Annotated in this window: 12 protein-coding genes; 9 read left to right on the top strand and 3 right to left on the bottom strand. The window is 42.9% G+C overall.

Annotated elements, in window-relative coordinates; all coding sequences use genetic code 11:
• Position 1: 1 nt before the first annotated feature.
• The gene (locus tag NMK36_RS00855) at positions 2-2,713 is read right to left on the bottom strand and encodes a CRISPR-associated protein Csc3 (protein WP_254172785.1); all 2,712 of its coding nucleotides are present in this window, start codon (positions 2,711-2,713) and stop codon (positions 2-4) included.
• A 288-nt stretch (positions 2,714-3,001) separates the two neighbouring features.
• Here NMK36_RS00855 and NMK36_RS00850 point away from each other — a divergent pair, with 288 nt between their 5' ends.
• Entirely contained in the window at positions 3,002-3,841 is an 840-nt protein-coding gene (locus NMK36_RS00850; RefSeq protein WP_254172784.1) for a helix-turn-helix transcriptional regulator, read from the top strand.
• A 110-nt stretch (positions 3,842-3,951) separates the two neighbouring features.
• Here NMK36_RS00850 and NMK36_RS00845 read toward each other — a convergent pair whose 3' ends face one another.
• Together NMK36_RS00845 and NMK36_RS00840 are read right to left on the bottom strand one after the other, a co-directional pair.
• Positions 3,952-4,788 (bottom strand): EAL domain-containing protein, encoded by an 837-nt coding sequence (locus tag NMK36_RS00845; protein WP_072718952.1) that lies wholly within the window; start codon positions 4,786-4,788, stop codon positions 3,952-3,954.
• Between the two features lie 198 nt (positions 4,789-4,986).
• Positions 4,987-5,142 carry a hypothetical protein gene (locus NMK36_RS00840; protein ID WP_186440341.1) on the bottom strand — a complete coding sequence of 52 codons (156 nt, stop codon included), beginning with the start codon at positions 5,140-5,142 and terminating at the stop codon, positions 4,987-4,989.
• A gap of 279 nt (positions 5,143-5,421) precedes the next feature.
• Here NMK36_RS00840 and NMK36_RS00835 point away from each other — a divergent pair, with 279 nt between their 5' ends.
• From NMK36_RS00835 to NMK36_RS28900, 8 genes are all read left to right on the top strand, one after another.
• The gene (locus tag NMK36_RS00835; protein ID WP_254172783.1) at positions 5,422-6,714 is read left to right on the top strand and encodes a Ycf66 family protein; all 1,293 of its coding nucleotides are present in this window, start codon (positions 5,422-5,424) and stop codon (positions 6,712-6,714) included.
• The gene (locus NMK36_RS00830) at positions 6,714-7,064 is read left to right on the top strand and encodes a YkgJ family cysteine cluster protein (protein WP_254172782.1); all 351 of its coding nucleotides are present in this window, start codon (positions 6,714-6,716) and stop codon (positions 7,062-7,064) included. The genes NMK36_RS00835 and NMK36_RS00830 overlap by 1 nt, the downstream gene beginning before the upstream one ends.
• A 93-nt stretch (positions 7,065-7,157) precedes the next feature.
• Positions 7,158-7,547 carry a TMEM165/GDT1 family protein gene (locus NMK36_RS00825; RefSeq protein WP_254172781.1) on the top strand — a complete coding sequence of 130 codons (390 nt, stop codon included), beginning with the start codon at positions 7,158-7,160 and terminating at the stop codon, positions 7,545-7,547.
• A 15-nt stretch (positions 7,548-7,562) separates the two neighbouring features.
• Complete coding sequence (locus NMK36_RS00820; protein WP_254172780.1) at positions 7,563-7,865, top strand: TMEM165/GDT1 family protein; 303 nt, start codon at positions 7,563-7,565, stop codon at positions 7,863-7,865.
• 166 nt (positions 7,866-8,031) lie between these two features.
• A complete protein-coding gene (locus NMK36_RS00815; RefSeq protein WP_254172779.1) occupies positions 8,032-9,051 on the top strand; it encodes a calcium-binding protein in 1,020 nt (339 codons plus the stop codon).
• 148 nt (positions 9,052-9,199) lie between these two features.
• On the top strand, positions 9,200-11,455 hold the full coding sequence (locus NMK36_RS00810) for a protein-arginine deiminase domain-containing protein (protein WP_254172778.1): 2,256 nt from the start codon (positions 9,200-9,202) through the stop codon (positions 11,453-11,455).
• A 151-nt stretch (positions 11,456-11,606) separates the two neighbouring features.
• Positions 11,607-13,934 (top strand): IMS domain-containing protein, encoded by a 2,328-nt coding sequence (locus tag NMK36_RS00805; protein ID WP_072718945.1) that lies wholly within the window; start codon positions 11,607-11,609, stop codon positions 13,932-13,934.
• A 253-nt stretch (positions 13,935-14,187) separates the two neighbouring features.
• Positions 14,188-17,247 (top strand): DUF4912 domain-containing protein, encoded by a 3,060-nt coding sequence (locus NMK36_RS28900; protein ID WP_367997160.1) that lies wholly within the window; start codon positions 14,188-14,190, stop codon positions 17,245-17,247.
• The last annotated feature ends 6 nt before the right edge of the window (positions 17,248-17,253 follow it).

Raw genomic sequence — 17,253 nt, 5'->3', positions numbered from 1 at the left:
ATTAAGCCTTAGAAGCTTCAGCTTTATTTTCAGGTTTGTTTTTAAGTTCTTGACGAGCTTCTTCTAGGAAAAATAAGTAAGCTGATTCTAAAGCTTTTTGATCAACTAACAACTTTTCAGGTCGAGCTTGATAAACTTCTTCATAAAGTTTTCTGATGACGCTGTAATAGTTTTTAATTTGCTCAAGTTTTGTTTTAGTGCCTCCATAATCGCTAATTCGATCCAAACGATGATGATAGTCTTGTACAAGAGCCGCAAACAAAAACTCTAAATCCATATAGGATTTTTGGGAACGAACCTGTGATATAAAATTAGCAAAAGGTTCCACTTGGGCAGTCCGTTTAAATGAACTTCCCTGCAAATGAGCTTCAGCAGCAATTAGAGCCGCTTCCTTCAAATATTTCGTTAACAAACTAGCATTTTCATCGGGCATAAGACTCTCCAATAATGTATTCAAAGGTTCACGAATTCGACTCCACATTAACGCAAGATTGGGTTCTTCTTGTTCGCGTAAAATCCAGCGTAGAAGAACGTAGTACAAACTAAAGGGTTGTGCAGCAGCACAAGCTAAGTCATACAAACAGTCATCAAATTTTCTCAAGCTTACAGTTGCTTGTACAAGATTACCCAAACATCCTAACCGCTTAAGAATAACTTCAGCTTCCTGACGGTTATAATGTCCAGATTGATAATTTTCAGTTGTGAGGAGAGGTTGTAAGGCACTTGGAATTCCTTCAACTTGTCCATAAGCATTCGTAGATGTTTCTACCTGCATATTAGAACTGAGGATAAAGGGAAATCCAAATTCTGATGATAGAGAAAGTTCTAAAGCTAATCTTAGAGATTTGAGCAGTGCAACAGAAGCATTGGTATCTCCCCAAGTTAGAGGAATAATAACGGTTGCATGAACAAATTCTGGACGTTTTGGGAAGGCAAACCCAACTATTTTTTCTGTTCTAAACTCAAAACTATTCTCTTTATACAATTTCAACCAATCAATGCTGACTGGCCCTCCATCGCCATTGGTTGCTGCCCAGTTTTGTAAACACTCCCGCCAGATTCTTAGGAGTTCTGGAGAAGACCCTTTTGGTAATGTCAAATGTAAGTAATAGGGAGGTTCTTTTTTAACACTGGGAAAGTTAGCACCCACTGTCATTAATTGGTAAGCTAAAGATGTTATTGGTTCTGCCTGTCTTCTAGGGTCGCCATTCATTCCACCCGGAAGACGATTAGAAAAAACTTGCACCTTTGTTCCTGTTGGCATTTCTGCCAAGTCTTCTGTTTCACTTTTCGTAGGCCCTAAAGAACAACGCTCTCTGGGATTAGCATTAATATATGCTGTTAATTCTTTAGATAAGTCTAATCCACTAACGAAAGGGCAATTTAAAGTTTGAGCAACGGCTTCAATTAATTCTTCAGGAACATCACCACCTTTCTGTTGTTGTAAGCACTCTTTTCTCATCTGCAAAGATTCAAGAATTGCTGCTTTTATCCCCTCTAAATCGGTTTGAACTGCTTTAGCTGCAAATAAAGGTCGCCCATACTGAGCATCAAACACTTCCAGTGCAGATAATTGTTCTGGAGAAAAGCCAACATGAACGCCTATTTTCTCCCAAACCTGACGAGGGGAAAGTTCTGGTTTGACTTGGCGATAGCTTAAATAGGCTGCTTTAAGTCCTTCTGCTAAAGCAAATTCATCAGAGTTACTAATGGGAAGCAAACCAACGGAAGCCGCATGATCAAGTTCAGCTTTATCAACTTTCTGTTTCCCCCATTTATCAAGGTCTGCGTTAACTTTATCGAGTTTAAAATTTGCTTTTTTCTTTTCTAATAAAGCTAAGACAGTATTTAAAACTTCTTGATGATCATGCTGAATAGCAGGAGTACGAATTTTAATTCCGTCTTTCGTTGGTTTTACCAACTGATCAATATTATTTCCAAAAACTGCATCAATTTTAGCTTGCCAACTCGCTGCAATTTCTCTCGTTAGGTCTTGTTTAGGTGCTATTTCTCCCTCAAATAATTCCCCATCTGGGAAAATAGTCAATGGCGTTAATCCATAAGTTCTTAAAACTTCATCACACGCACCTAATAACAAGGCGGTCATATACCCTCGATCTTCACTGACTCGAACTCGGAATAGGTGACTTGATCTTCCTAGCGCAACCGTAAGTTCTGTCTGAAGTTTTCGGAAAAGTTGCTCTTGGTTTTCAAGTCCTAAATCCAGTAAATCCGCAGCAATAAGTATCGCTGTTAGACGTTCAAGATCATCATCTTCTTGAGGCAAAAATATTGATCCATCGCTAACATTATGACCAGAGTGGCGTTCAATTAAACGTCTAGCCAGTTCTAGTTCAGTGTCACTGTTAATTAAAATATCGACACCAGCTTGTTTGAGTTGTTCTTGTAAAAAGGTTTTATCTCTAGCTAACTGCTTAACTTTCCGACCAGAAGGATCAATTTTGTTGAGGTCATGTACTGCGGTTGCTGCTAATAGAACAGCCCGTTTTTGCTCTGTAATTCCAGCAAGCTTACTAACAGTTAGAACAAACTGACAAGCAGAATCAAAGTGTTCTGCTAGAGTTCTACCTTTTCTGACTCCAGTTTGATGATGATCACCATGAAGTTCATAGAGTTTAGAACGAATTTCGCTAAAATAGCGTTCTTCTAAAGTTTGAGGTAATCGGTTAAAAAGTCGAGGACGGTTTGACATAAATATTGTTTAACTTCTCCTTTATTAATGTCTACATAGACCAGAGAAACCGGGTTTCTTGTTCAAATTTGGTCGATGAAGTCCAGATTTTCCTTAAGAAACCCGGTTTCTGCGTAAATGTCACCCCCTCCAACGGTTCAGAGCTTGGACAGGAATAAACAGGCTTGAGTGTGATAGAGTAAGTATCCACAATTAAACTTTCCTGTTTGAGACTAGAATGTATTGACATCTACTACTATCACACACTCATCTATAAATTGCAAGTACATTTTGTAATTATTTTTGAAAATGCCCAGAAAAAAAGAAACCCTAACTTTGTCTGTCCCCCCAGGAACGAAAGAAAAGCTCGAAGACATCGCCCAACGTCTGGATATCAAATGGGGCGATAAACCCAGTGCATCGGGGTTAATTGGTGCGATCGCCCTTGGACAACTCGAAGTCGGAGAACCCTTTACCCTCGATGCGAATCAGGTCACAGCCTTAAAAAAAGCAACGGAAGTGTTAGTGGATTCGGGTTCTGTAGAGGAAGCTCAGATTTTATTATCCCTATTGGTCAACCGAGGCAACTTACAAGCTCCTTTGCGTCAGTCTCTCCTCCAAAAAGTCAGTCAACCCACTCAAGCATGGCGGATTTTAGTCGATCAGCAAATTGCCCGAAAACAGCCGTTTCACGTTGTTTATACCAACTCTCAAAAACAGCAAATGGAGTACACCGCCCGTTATGCTGAAATCTGCTTTTATGAGAAACGCTATTACTTACAAATATGGTGTGATGAAACCGAAGATAGCGAAGACGGGCCAGAACTCCATCACAATCGATGTTTGAGGTTAGACCGAATTAACGGAATTTTACCGATTGAGGGAGAATGGCGCGAATCGCTGGATTCTATAAAAGTGTACTTACACTTTAAAAAATGGTTAGTCAATGCCTATGAACCGAAACCGGACGATCTGGAAAACAAGGTTTTGGGTGAGGTGCGTCAGGTGGTGCGACGGGTTGTGAATCCGTTTTGGTTAATTCGGGAGGTGTTTCGCTATGGCCCAGATTGTGAAATTGTGGCACCGGATGCGGTACGACAACGATTTAAACAGGAAGTTACTAAACTTTATCAGCTATATCAAGATTAATCTCAATTCTGAGTGAAGGGTAAAATGGAGAATCAAAGATTATGGGTTAACATTACGAGGAGTTTCAAGAAGCTAGAACTCTAAGACACATCAGAATGATTTTCTATTCTTTACTCGGAACGTAAAACCTTCTCAAAGGGTTGGGGACGGCTGAGATAGTAACCTTGAGCGTAGTTAATACCCAGAGCTTTAACGCTTTGAAAAATCGCTTCAGTTTCTACATCTTCAGCAATGGTTTTTAATCCCATTTTTTGGGCTAAATAATGGATCATTTCAACAATGCTTCTATCTGTTAAATCATTCAGCATATTCCGAATAAAAATCCCCGGAATTTTGATATAATCTACAGGCAGATGTTTGAGATAAGATAAGGAAGATAATCCTCGACCAAAATCATCCAAAGTAAAGTAATATCCTAAACTTTGAAGATAGGTAATTAAATCAGAAGCAATTTCTAAATTAGATAAAGCAACTGTTTCATTGATTTCAAAACAAATCACTTCAGGAGAAATATCTAATTGTTTTAATTGTTGATGAATCCTACTAACAAAATCAACTTTATTGATACTGTGTCGCGATAAGTTAATCGCAAAAGAACTGTTATTGAGTAGGTCAGCCTCAATTTTAGCTAAGGATTCCAGAAGGTTCTCAACCAACCAACGATCCAGATCAGGTAGTAAATAATATCGTTCCGCCACCGGAAGAAAAACTGAGGGAGGAATCACCCGACCATTGGGATCAAATAATCGTACAGAAACTTCATAATATCGTCGAGAATCAGGTTCTGCTAAAGAAATAACATCCTGAAGATATAAAGCACAACGATTATCTGATATTGCATTTTCAATTAATTGAATCCATTCAACATCACTGGTTAATCGAACGAGTTTAGGATTATCTGGAGTAGGAGATGGATTCCGATGAGCTTTCCAATCGGAGGAAAACATGGTTAACTAAAACTCCAGTAATAGTAAAGATAGATGCAACAATCACGAACTCTATTGATGATAGTAACCCTTGAAGGTGAACGAGCGATGAAGGGTTGATGAGAAAAAATTCATGCAAATTCACTTAGTTTTTAGGGAACCTCAATTGAGCAATAGAGGCATCTTTTTATCTGGAGCTAAAGTTTCTCCCAACAGACTCTACTTAATAATTTTTTGGGACAGAACAATTCTTCCCATATCGATTTGCAGTGCGACACCTGTTGTGGATGCTGGTTTAGAGCTTAACCAGTTGACACCAAACTGTAAATGAAGAGCCAAGGTCACAAAAGCGGCTAACAATAATTTTTCTAACATGATTAACTCCCCCCTAAATCACTTTCTGATCGCACCCTATTCTCTACCTATATCTATAGTAATAAGACAACACATCCTGTCTGTATGATTCCGTACAATCTGTATTTATGATATAATTCACATAAAATTGGTGATTCAAATCACAACAAGTTTCCATTGACAATGGACAGTGGCTGTTAACTGCCTACAGCCAACACCATTCCCTAGATTCTGTTAACCGTTAACAGTTAACGGTAAAATAACTCCATAACAGGTTCCTTGATAGAGTGGGAGGGAAAAATGCTGGCGTATATCCTAGCGATCGCAGTGGGTTTAGGAAGTTTTGCCCTTTATATGGCGGCCTTCTTCTTTCCAGAAGTTCACCGCAAAAGTGATTTTGTCTGGAGTGGAGTCGGATTGTTTTATGCACTGGTGCTCTGGGCCTGTGCTGGACGAATTACAGGGGCCGTGCTTTTAGGCCAAGTGGCGAGTGTATCATTATTAGTTTGGTTTGGATGGGAAGCTCTGATGCTACGCCGAGCCGGAACCCCTGTAGCCCAACAAACCCCCATTCCGGCGGATGTTAAAGAACGACTCAACAGCTTTTTAAGTCCTCAACCTCCGGTGATTTCACCTCAATCTAAACCCCCGGTCAATATTGTTAATCCTCCTCAACCTGCATCTAAAATTAATCCTGTTATTCCTGAACCCCCTGTAGAAACCCGAGGGGAACCCAAACCTGAACCAGAAATCATTGCAACCGCTCCTGATGTCGCAGCAGTTCAGGATGATATCGTTGTAGAGGAACCCCCGATTTCTGCTGTCACTCCCGAACTAGAAGTTACTGTTGAGGAAATCGCAGTTACCCCCAATCTTGAACCCACTCCCTCCCCTGTAGAAACACCTCAAAAATTGGAACAAAAACCTCCAATTTCTTCAGGAAGAACACCATCAAAAACCGTTGCTAAACCGCAGAAATCTATCCCAGAACTGGCTGGAATGGTATCGGGTTGGGTGGGAAACTTAACAGGGTTATTCAATAAAAAACCCAAAATCAAAACCCCGAAACCGACAACTACAGCTAAATCTCCTAAACCCGATTCTGCCCCCTCGACTTCAACGGTTGTAGAATCAACTCCATCGAGTCAGGCTGATTCTGTAGGATCAGAATTTGCAGAATTTGAGGATATAGAAACAACGGTTTCTTCAACCCCTAATATCCCAGAAGTTGTTGGAATTGAAACCGAACCCCCAACAAAACCAGAAGCGACGGAAACCGTTGAGAAACCCACTCCTTCACCCTTTGAACAACTTGCTGCACCCCAGGTGGAAGTTGTGGTTGAGATTACCGCAGAACAGGTGAATCTTATTGTTGAAGACACCCAGGAATCTGTAGTTGTCGATCCCGCAGACTCAGAAACCGTTGAGGAAACGATCACAGTGTCAGAAGCTGAAACTTCCGCCGAAGCCACTGAATCTGAGGAAACCACCCCTCCGGCTTTAGTTCGTCCCCATCCTCCCAACCCAGATTTAAAAGCCGCCACCCAAAAACCAACGGACTCTAATTCTCCTTCTGAACCCAAACCGGAATAATGGCAAATTGGCTTTGTGTAAAACAATGTGGGGCGTGCTGTCATCTCGATCCGAGTGAACGCCCTGAGTTAGAGGACTATTTAACCCCAGAGGACTTACAACTGTATTTAAGTTTAGTTGGGGAAGATGGATGGTGTATTCATTTTGATACGGAAGCCAGAGAATGCAACATCTATGAGCAACGCCCTCGATTTTGTCGGGTACAACCGGATGTTTTTCAAGAGTTATATGGCATAGAACCGGAAGAGTTAAACGATTTTGCCATTGATTGTTGTCAACAACAAATTGAAGGGGTTTATGGGGATTCTTCCCCGGAAATGGAGCGTTTTAATCAGGCGGTTGAGGGGTAACCCGAACAGTGTTCCTTGTTCGTCTATTGCGGGATTGGGGAAAATATGAAAAGATTATGATATAGTCTTGCTCAATACTCTGACCCTCAACCTATGAGTTCATCCCCTATCCTTGTTAACGTTCAGGAAGACCGACTGACCGCATCCTCAGCGATTGCTAGTTCTGCCAAAAAGACCCATCCCTTTCAAAATTTAGTGAGTCCTAAGACTTGGAAAATTTTTGTTTCCACTTTTATTACTATTTTTTTAGCAGAAATTGGGGATAAAACCCAACTCACGACTTTATTGATGACGGCAGAATCTCACGCGCCTTGGGTTGTTTTTGCGGGTGCAGGAAGTGCCTTGGTATTAACCAGTTTATTAGGGGTTTTACTGGGTCAATGGTTAGCTACACGCATCTCTCCCCGAACCTTAGAACGGTTAGCCGGAAGCAGTTTATTATTGATTTCTGCATTATTAATTTGGGAAGTTTTACACTCATAAAATTAGAATAAATCTATGGATTTTCAACTATTAGGATTGAGTTTTATCACGGTTTTCTTATCAGAATTAGGGGATAAAAGTCAAGTAGCGGCGATCGCTTTAAGTGGAAGTACCAAATCCCCCCGTCCGATCTTTTTGGGTACAGCCGCCGCCCTATTATTAGCAAGTTTTTTAGGAGTGATGGTAGGACAAGGGGTTGCAGAAGTTTTACCCACCCATCTTGTTAAAACTGCTGCTGCTATTGGGTTTGGAGTGTTAGGAATTCGATTGCTATGGTTTAATCAAGGGGAACATTCAGAAACCGATTTTTCAGAGTAGCATCGCAAAAATTAATCAGTCTGATTTGAGAGATACAAATTCATGTATCTCTATTTTTTTATGGGCTTTCAATGCTTCTGAAAAATTTATCCTGAATCCTAGGAAATAAAAGTGCAAAATTAAGATAACTAACCGATTTATCAGTCGCACTTCGGATATTCTGGATATGTTTAAAAAAATTATTAATTTTGTCAGTAATGTAATTTGGCCTGTTGCTGAACCCCTAATTTTCACATTTTTTCCCCAATATGAACCTTTATATAAAACCATTCTGCCCATTGCCGAGCCTTGGGTTCAGAAACTCTTAGAAAAAAATCCTCAACTTACTCTCAATACAGCCCCAACTTTGGAAGTTAAACCCAGTCAAATTCTCAGCGATATTAATATTTTAAGCAGTTATAAAACCCTAACCCAATTATCAGGACAATCCTCGCAATTATTTATATTAACAGATGATATTGACGTTCTAGCACCCCCCAATACGTTTAATTTTCCCCAACAGCCGAGTGGCATGATTTTACCGGAATGGACAATCAATAATCCCGGAGGAATATTAGCCTTAGCAGGAGATGATATTTTAGTCGGTTCTAATCAAACTGATGTTATGAATGGAAACACAGGAAATGATCAATTATTTGGTGCAGAAGGCATTGATTTACTTCGGGGCGGTCAGGGAAATGATACCCTTAAAGGTGATAGTGGAAACGATATTATTAATGGGAATCGTGAGGATGATTTCTTAATGGGAGGGGAGGGAGAAGATTTATTAAGAGGAGGGAAAGGAAAAGATAGTTTAGATGGAGGTGGGGGACGGGATATTTTAATTGGAGATTTAGACTTTGATATTTTAACCGGAGGCACTGAGGCGGATATATTTATTTTAGGTGCAAACCCCGCAGAAGTTCCTCTAAACCCCACTCAAGCCGATTTAATTACTGATTTTAATGCCACAGAAAGCGATAAAATTTTGATTGTTGCTAATCTCACCTCCGAAGAACTTACCTTGGAAACCTTTGATCAAACTGCCAATTTCCAAATCGCCACTGGAGCCTCCCAAGGAATTATTATTCGTCAAACAACAACGGGGAATATTTTTGGTGTTGTTGCTAATACCATCGATATTAATAGTGTTAAAAATAGTATTAATATTGTTGATATTAGTGATAATTTGTTAGGAATTGGCTAAAAAAAACAATTCCTGCTAAACTTGTAGAATAGACCCCGGACTAACTTTAGTGTTGCATCCTCAGAGAAGTTGTTAATTTTTTCTCTCACCCCTATCAACAGTGAGGCAAATTTCAGGTACAATCAATCAGGATAGCTGAGGATGAATCATGAACTGGATGCGCTACATTGCTGTTGCTTTAATTAATGCTTTCGGTGTAGTTGTTGGAATTATTTTGGTTCCCGCCCCTCCAACTTTCGCTCAGTCCGCACCAACGGATTTGGATTTAGAGTATCACATTAACGATTCAGGACTGCAATTGCAAGGATTTGAAACCGATACTCGCAAAAATCCTAATTTTGAAACCATCGAAATTACACCGAAATCCTTAGCTGAATTATATCAACTGCGCGATCGCATTCAAGCCGAATTAAAGAAAGTCTCAAATCCTCCCGATATTAATAGTAATTTAGAAGCTTGGGAATATCAACTGCAACTCAAACAATATGAAACCTTAGTTAAAGCAAACCGTCAAGTTGAAACTCAAATTAAATTTGAAGAAACAACCCTAGAAACTTGGAATCAAGCGATTAAAATCGCTACGGAAGCGGCAACCTTTGGTAAACAACCCGAAACCCATACTGTTAAAGATTGGGAAACAGCACAACAATTATGGGTTCAAGCCATTGATACTTTAAGAAAAATTCCTAGAGAATCTTTTTTAAGTGCTAAAGCCATTGATAAAATTGTAGAATATCAAGGGTATTTAGCGATCGCAACTTATCAACGAGCGTTAGCACAACAATCTCAAAAAGAACAACCTGAAAAACCGCAAACCATTTCCCCTATTTCCACCGCTAATCCTCAATTTCCAGGGTTTAAACTGTATGGAGATACAAACCGAGATGGTGTTGTTAATGAAGTCGATGAACAACGCCCAGAACAATGGTCTTTATCCGTTGGGCCGTTAGTCTTATTTAATAATGATGATGATGATCGTGATGGCTTACCCGACTGGCGAGAAAAAGGGGTGAATGGGGCTGAAGATGAAAAGGATTTAGCTATAGTTCATTTTAAAGTCTCTCAAGATTATAACGGTTCAGAATTATTGATGAGTGTTGATGAAGCAGCAAGACCTTATATTAATTTATTCCAAAAAACCTCAACCGGATGGAAAGCCGTTGATTTATCCGGTACAACCCCTTTAGAATTTAGTTCAGATATTATTTTAGGGGTAGAAGCGAAACAATTTGCCAATCAAAATTGGTCAGGTTTAATTAATTTAAAAGCCACCGCCCGTAAACAGGGAATTATCATGGCGACAGATACCATTTCAATGGGTGTAGCCCCTTGGATTATGTCTCCCAATACTGCACCGGTTTCTGAAGTTCATATTAGCGATCGCGGTGACAATCAAGCCATTGTTCAAGAGGTAAAAACAATCGTTGAAAAAACCGGAGCTAATGTTAAAGTGACACCAGGGGCAACCTTATGGATGAAAGGAACTCAAGAAATTGGTTATGTTCAATTTCCGAATACTGAAGGTTTAAAGGAATATCCCGTTGTTTTAAAAGGAAACCGGAGTACAGAAAGTGATGATTATGCTCAATCTTTAATGAATCAAAATTTTGGCTGGTTTGAAGTCGGTAAACCCCGCCAATTAGATGTATTTAATCAATGGGCAGATTGGTATAATAATTTAGCCGTCACTCCCGCTTTACCGAAATATCCATTAGGCAGAATTTATTATGGTACAGCCGATAATGTTAGTTTAAATCCCGAAGTTCTTGAATTTTTAAAAGCCCAAAAAATTCAAGGTGATCCCGTTGCGATTGATACCTCTTGGTTAATGGTGCGTCATGTCGATGAAATTATTAATTTTATTCCCAGTCCCTCCGGTGAACCTTTAATGTTAATTGCCAGTCCAGGGGAAGGCATTAAACTCCTCAAAGACCTGGAAAAACAAGGCTATGAAGGAGCCGCAATTAATCGAGAATTAAGCACTCAAACCACCGTCAGGGCAGCTTTAAATAATCAATTATTGATGCAACATAATCAGAATTTACAAAAGCAAAAAATCGATCCTCTAATTAATCAACTCAAAAAAGAATTTAATCTGAGAACTGATCAAATTATTGAAATTCCGGCAATCTTTAGTTATAGTGGGTATGCGTGGTGGCCGAATTTAATTAATTGTGTTTATGTGAATGGTGAATTATTAGTTTCTAATCCCAAAGGGCCCTTAATTGATGGGCGAGACTATACCCAAGAATATTTTAAACGCCGGGTTGCCGTAGCTGGAATTAATGTTGATTTCCTAGAGGATGATTACTATCAAGAATTACAAGGTAATATTTACAGTGCCACAAATACCACTCGTCTCGGAAATGAACAACCCTTCTGGCAAGATATATCTACCCCATAATCATTAAATTTTAGACTCAAAATAGCCCTACCTTGCTTCCCATGCTCTTTTTTCCTACCCCAACTGTCCCACCTCACCCCCCTGTTCTTGCCCTATACCCATTCCCTGCTAATATAGCTACATCAGTTTCTCACCGTTGGGGAAGTGGCCCGTGCGTATTCCACTCGATTATTACCGAATATTAGGCTTACCGATTCAAGCAACTCCTGAACAACTTAAGCAAGCGCACCGTGATCGCACTTTGCAACTTCCTAGACGGGAGTATTCTGATCAGGCGATCACCGCACGCAAGCAATTGATTGATGAGGCGTATGCAGTTCTATCGGATGCCGATCAACGTCAAGCTTATGATATGGGGTTTTTAGCCAAAACCTACGAACCCGAATCAGAAGTTAAAACTCCCACTTTTGGCAAACGTGTCGCCAGTCAAGGGACGGCGTTAGAACCCGTCATCGACTCTCACACACCGAGTATTGAGATCGAGGATAAACAATTTGTGGGGGCTTTATTACTGCTCCATGAATTAGGGGAATATGAATTAGTGGTGAAATTATGTCACCCCTATCTTAGTAATGGCAGTATTGGCCTCAAAGATGGTCGTTTTGGTGATCCGGCTCTGATTGTTCCTGATATTATATTGACCGTTACCTCAGCCTATTTAGAATTGGGTCGGGAGCAATGGCAACAAGGACAATATGAAAATGCGGCTTCTTCCTTAGAGGCTGGACAAAATCTATTACTACGAGAAAGCTTGTTTGCCAGTTTGAGAGGTGAAATGCAAACGGATCTCTACAAACTCCGTCCCTACCGGATTTTAGAATTACTCCAACTACCCTTAGAAAAAGCCACAGAACGTCGCAAAGGATTGCAACTCCTGCGGGAAATGCTTCACGAAAGAGGTGGCATTGATGGTCAAGGGGAGGATCAATCCGGGTTAGGGGTCGAAGACTTCCTGCGGTTTGTGCAGCAACTCCGTCGCTACATGACCACCACTGAACAACAAGGGTTGTTTGAAGCCGAAGCTCGTCGCCCCTCTGCCGTTGCCACCTATTTAGCGGTTTATGCCTTAATTGCCCAAGGCTTTGCTGAAGCTCAACCCGCCTTGATTCGCAAAGCCAAATTAATGCTGATGCAGTTAGGACGGCGGCAAGATGTGCATTTAGAAAAAGCCGTTTGTGCTTTATTGTTGGGGCAAACGGAAGAAGCTAGTCGTTCTTTGGAATTAAGTCAGGAACGGGAACCTATTGCCTTTATCCGAGAAAATTCCCAGAATTCCCCTGATTTGTTACCGGGATTATGTCTCTACGCGGAAAGTTGGTTACAAGATGAGGTCTTTCCGCATTTTCGGGATTTGCTGGATAAGTCGGTTTCTTTAAAAGATTATTTTGCTGATCCTCATGTCCAAGCTTATCTCGAAGCCCTACCAAATGAAACGGGCAGCCCTTCCAATGAGTGGGTTGTGGTTCAGCCTCGTCGTCCTGGTACACCCTCAACTTCCGCCTCCAAGTCCACAACGTCAAAATCCAGCCCAACCCCCACAAATATTCAACTGACCAACACGTCCCTAGAGTCTCCCCTGACAACGGGATCTCCTGTGAATTCGGAAATGTCAGGAGTTCAGGTTAACGAATCCATTGCCCCCCTCTTGTCCGCCCCTCCCCCTCCGAGTATTCGGACTTCCGTTGAAACAAGTTCTGCCTCAACGTCGTTACAGGGAAGTCGTAAACCTGAATCTTCCCGTCGCAGTTCTTCCACATCCAAGGAAACTCCGCCTTCTACGGTTCCTGAACCTACATCATCGGGGACTACCCCGCCCACCCCAACACCAACCACTGCACCTCCCCCAGCGAATAGCAGTAGCCTCCGTCGTATTCAACGGAAAAATGATGCGAGTAAATGGCGTCGGTTGTTAATTCTGGGTGTAGGGGGATTGCTGGGGCTTTGGTTACTGTGGTTTTTACTCTCCCTCGTTTTTGGAGCCTTAGCAGATGTTTTGGGCTGGTCTGGGCCGAAATTGAAAGGGGAACAAGCAATGGTGCAGTTAAACCAACCTCCCTTACCCATTCCCGAACCCAAACCCGTAACCGCAGAACCCGAAAAAATTACCCCGGAAGTGGCTGAAGCCAAACTTAACCAATGGTTGTCGGTGAAATCGGCGGCTATGGGGCCTGAACATCAAGTCGAAGGATTGCGACAAATTTTAGTTGATCCAGCCCTAGCTCGTTGGGTGGGGATGACAGAAACAATGAAACAAGACGGTTCCCATCGCACGTACAAACATAGTGTGAAAGTTACTGAAGTGCAGATGGATCAAGCCAATCCGAATCAAGCTGTTGCTTATGCGGATGTTGATGAGCAGGCTCAATTTTACAGCCAAGGTCAACTCCAAAATACTGAAAATGCTTCTTTGCAAATTCAATATCGCTTTATTCGCAAGGATGGCGAATGGCGAATTGAAGATTGGCAAGTAATCCGCTAATTTATTTCCGATCCCGGTTTCCCTCTTTGATCCCAAAGAGGATTTTTTTTCCTCAAAATGTCAGGGTTTCATGACATAATGATCCCCAAAACCATTAAAACTGTGTATATTTACTCATCAATACCTCTAGTTACCCCTTGACCAAATTCAATATTTTCTGCAACATGGTCAGTAATCAAGCGATCCCCATGATCCCGAAGAATTTCTACAGAGTTATCCATCTGCTGTTTAAACCAATGGAGATCACCCTTTTATGCCAAAGGAACGTCCACCTTTAGAAGATATGACCCTCCGGCAACTCCGCAAGGTCGCAAGTGAATATGGCATTTCTCGCTATAGCCGAATGCGTAAATCTCAGCTTTTAGAAGCTATTCAAGAAATCGAAAGTCAAAAGTTTGGAACCCCTAATCCATCACGCGCATTGGAGGCACAAGAAGAAGTGGAAGTCGCAAAGTTTTCCGTCGTCAGTCAAAACTATCAGATCGATGATTCCTTATCCTCAGTAGATGAGGGGTTAGTGGATTTACCGATTGGATATGGTGAAAGCCAAATCGTCATGATGCCCAGAGATCCTGAATGGGCCTATGCCTACTGGGATGTCTCTAACGAACACAAAGAAATGTTTCGGCGTCAAGGTGGACAACAACTCGCTCTACGGATCTATGATGTTACCGATATTGAGTTAGAGTCTCAAAGTCCCCACAGTATTCAAGAATATCCCTGTGATGAATTAGCACGGGAATGGTATTTACCAGTTCCTGTCAGTGACCGCGACTATGTAGTTGAAATTGGTTATCGCTGTGTTGATGGCCGTTGGTTAGGATTAGCGCGTTCTGCTGCAACTCGTATTCCTCCGGTTTATCCCGCAGAATGGATTGACGATCAATTTATTACCGTTTCTTGGGACGAAGAATTACAAGGGAAAACCTTTTATGAATTCCCTGTCCCCAGCAAAACCTATGTTCTGGCTGGGGTTCACGACGATTTATTTGGGTTATCCAGGGAAGCAGAAGCCAAACGCATTGCCGGTTCTCTGTTTGGTTCCATGCACCAAGTCGTCAAACCCCAAGAGACTGTGAGTTCCTTCATCTTCCCTTCGGGTGTGGGAATGTGGGCTTCTGGAGTGGGTGAAACCCTGTCCGGTGTCGGAATGTCCGGTGTTGGACAAATGATGTCCGGTGCGGGTATTGGGCAAATTATGTCCGGTATCGGGATGTCGGGCGCAGGTTTGGGTTATACCCAGTCCGGCGTAGGTTACACCACTTCCGGTGTCGGGATGTCCGGCGCAGGTTTAGGTATCGGTCAAACCCTGTCTGGTATCGGAATGTCGGGCGCAGGTTTGGGTTATACCCAGTCCGGCGTAGGTTACACCACTTCCGGTGTCGGGATGTCCGGCGCAGGTTTAGGTATCGGTCAAACCCTGTCTGGTATCGGAATGTCGGGCGCAGGTTTGGGTTATACCCAGTCCGGCGTAGGTTACACCACTTCCGGTGTCGGGATGTCCGGCGCAGGTTTAGGTATCGGTCAAACCCTGTCTGGTATCGGAATGTCGGGCGCAGGTTTGGGTTATACCCAGTCCGGCGTAGGTTACACCACTTCCGGTGTCGGGATGTCCGGCGCAGGTTTAGGTATCGGTCAAACCCTGTCTGGTATCGGAATGTCGGGCGCAGGTTTGGGTTATACCCAGTCCGGCGTAGGTTACACCACTTCCGGTGTCGGGATGTCCGGCGCAGGTTTAGGTATCGGTCAAACTATGTCTGGTATCGGAATGTCGGGCGCAGGTTTGGGTTATACCCAGTCCGGCGTAGGTTACACCACTTCCGGTGTCGGGATGTCCGGCGCAGGTTTAGGTATTGGTCAAACCCTGTCTGGTATCGGGATGTCGGGCGCAGGTTTGGGTTATACCCAGTCCGGCGTAGGTTACACCACTTCCGGTGTCGGGATGTCCGGCGCAGGTTTAGGTATCGGTCAAACCCTGTCTGGTATCGGAATGTCGGGCGCAGGTTTGGGTTATACCCAGTCCGGCGTAGGTTACACCACTTCCGGTGTCGGGATGTCCGGCGCAGGTTTAGGTATCGGTCAAACTATGTCTGGTATCGGAATGTCGGGCGCAGGTTTGGGTTATACCCAGTCCGGCGTAGGTTACACCACTTCCGGTGTCGGGATGTCCGGCGCAGGTTTAGGTATCGGTCAAACCCTGTCTGGTATCGGAATGTCGGGCGCAGGTTTGGGTTATACCCAGTCCGGCGTAGGTTATACCACTTCCGGTGTCGGGATGTCCGGCGCAGGTTTAGGTATCGGTCAAACCCTGTCTGGTATCGGAATGTCGGGCGCAGGTTTGGGTTATACCCAGTCCGGCGTAGGTTATACCCAATCAGGTATTGGACAAATTATGTCCGGTGTCGGTATCGGTCAAACCCTGTCTGGTATCGGAATGTCCGGGGTCGGTTTAGGTTATACCCAGTCCGGCGTAGGTTATACCCAATCAGGTATTGGACAAATTATGTCCGGTGTCGGTATCGGTCAAACTATGTCTGGTATCGGAATGTCCGGGGTCGGTTTAGGTTATACCCAGTCCGGTGTGGGCTATACTCAATCCGGTGTGGGCTATACTCAATCCGGTGTGGGTTATACTCAATCCGGTGTCGGTTACACTCAATCTGGTGTGGGCTATACTCAATCTGGTGTGGGCTATACTCAATCTGGTGTGGGTTATACCCAGTCTGGTGTGGGCTATACTCAATCCGGTGTCGGTTACACTCAATCTGGTGTGGGTTATACCCAGTCTGGTGTGGGCTATACTCAATCCGGTGTAGGTTACACTCAATCCGGTGTAGGTTACACTCAATCCGGTGTAGGTTACACTCAATCCGGTGTAGGTTACACTCAATCTGGTGTAGGTTACACTCAATCCGGTGTAGGACAAACCATGTCTGGTGCTGGAATGAGTATGTCCGGTGCGGGATTAGGCTATACCATGTCCGGTATGGGAATGTCCGGTATTGGGATGGGTTCTTCAATGCCACCGATACGTCCTCGCGAGTTCTGGTTAGTCGCTGATGCTGAACTGATTATTTATGGTGCGACCGAACCCGATGCAAACTTAACCATTGGCGGACGCCCCATCAAACTTAACCCCGATGGTACATTCCGGTTACAAATGTCCTTCCAAGACGGTTTACTCGATTTCCCCATTTTCGCCGTTGCTGCGGATGGAGAGCAAACCCGTTCTGTTCACCTCAAGTTTGTGCGTGAAACCCCTGAACGTCGCACTAACACGAAAGAAGAAGCAATACCTGAATGGCTGCACTAATTTCAA

Origin of the sequence: Planktothrix pseudagardhii, from assembly GCF_904830925.1 — a bacterium.
Taxonomy (GTDB): Bacteria; Cyanobacteriota; Cyanobacteriia; order Cyanobacteriales; family Microcoleaceae; genus Planktothrix; species Planktothrix tepida.
The sequence above is the reverse complement of the archived record's forward strand: the minus strand, read 5'-3'. Positions and strand labels throughout refer to the sequence as shown.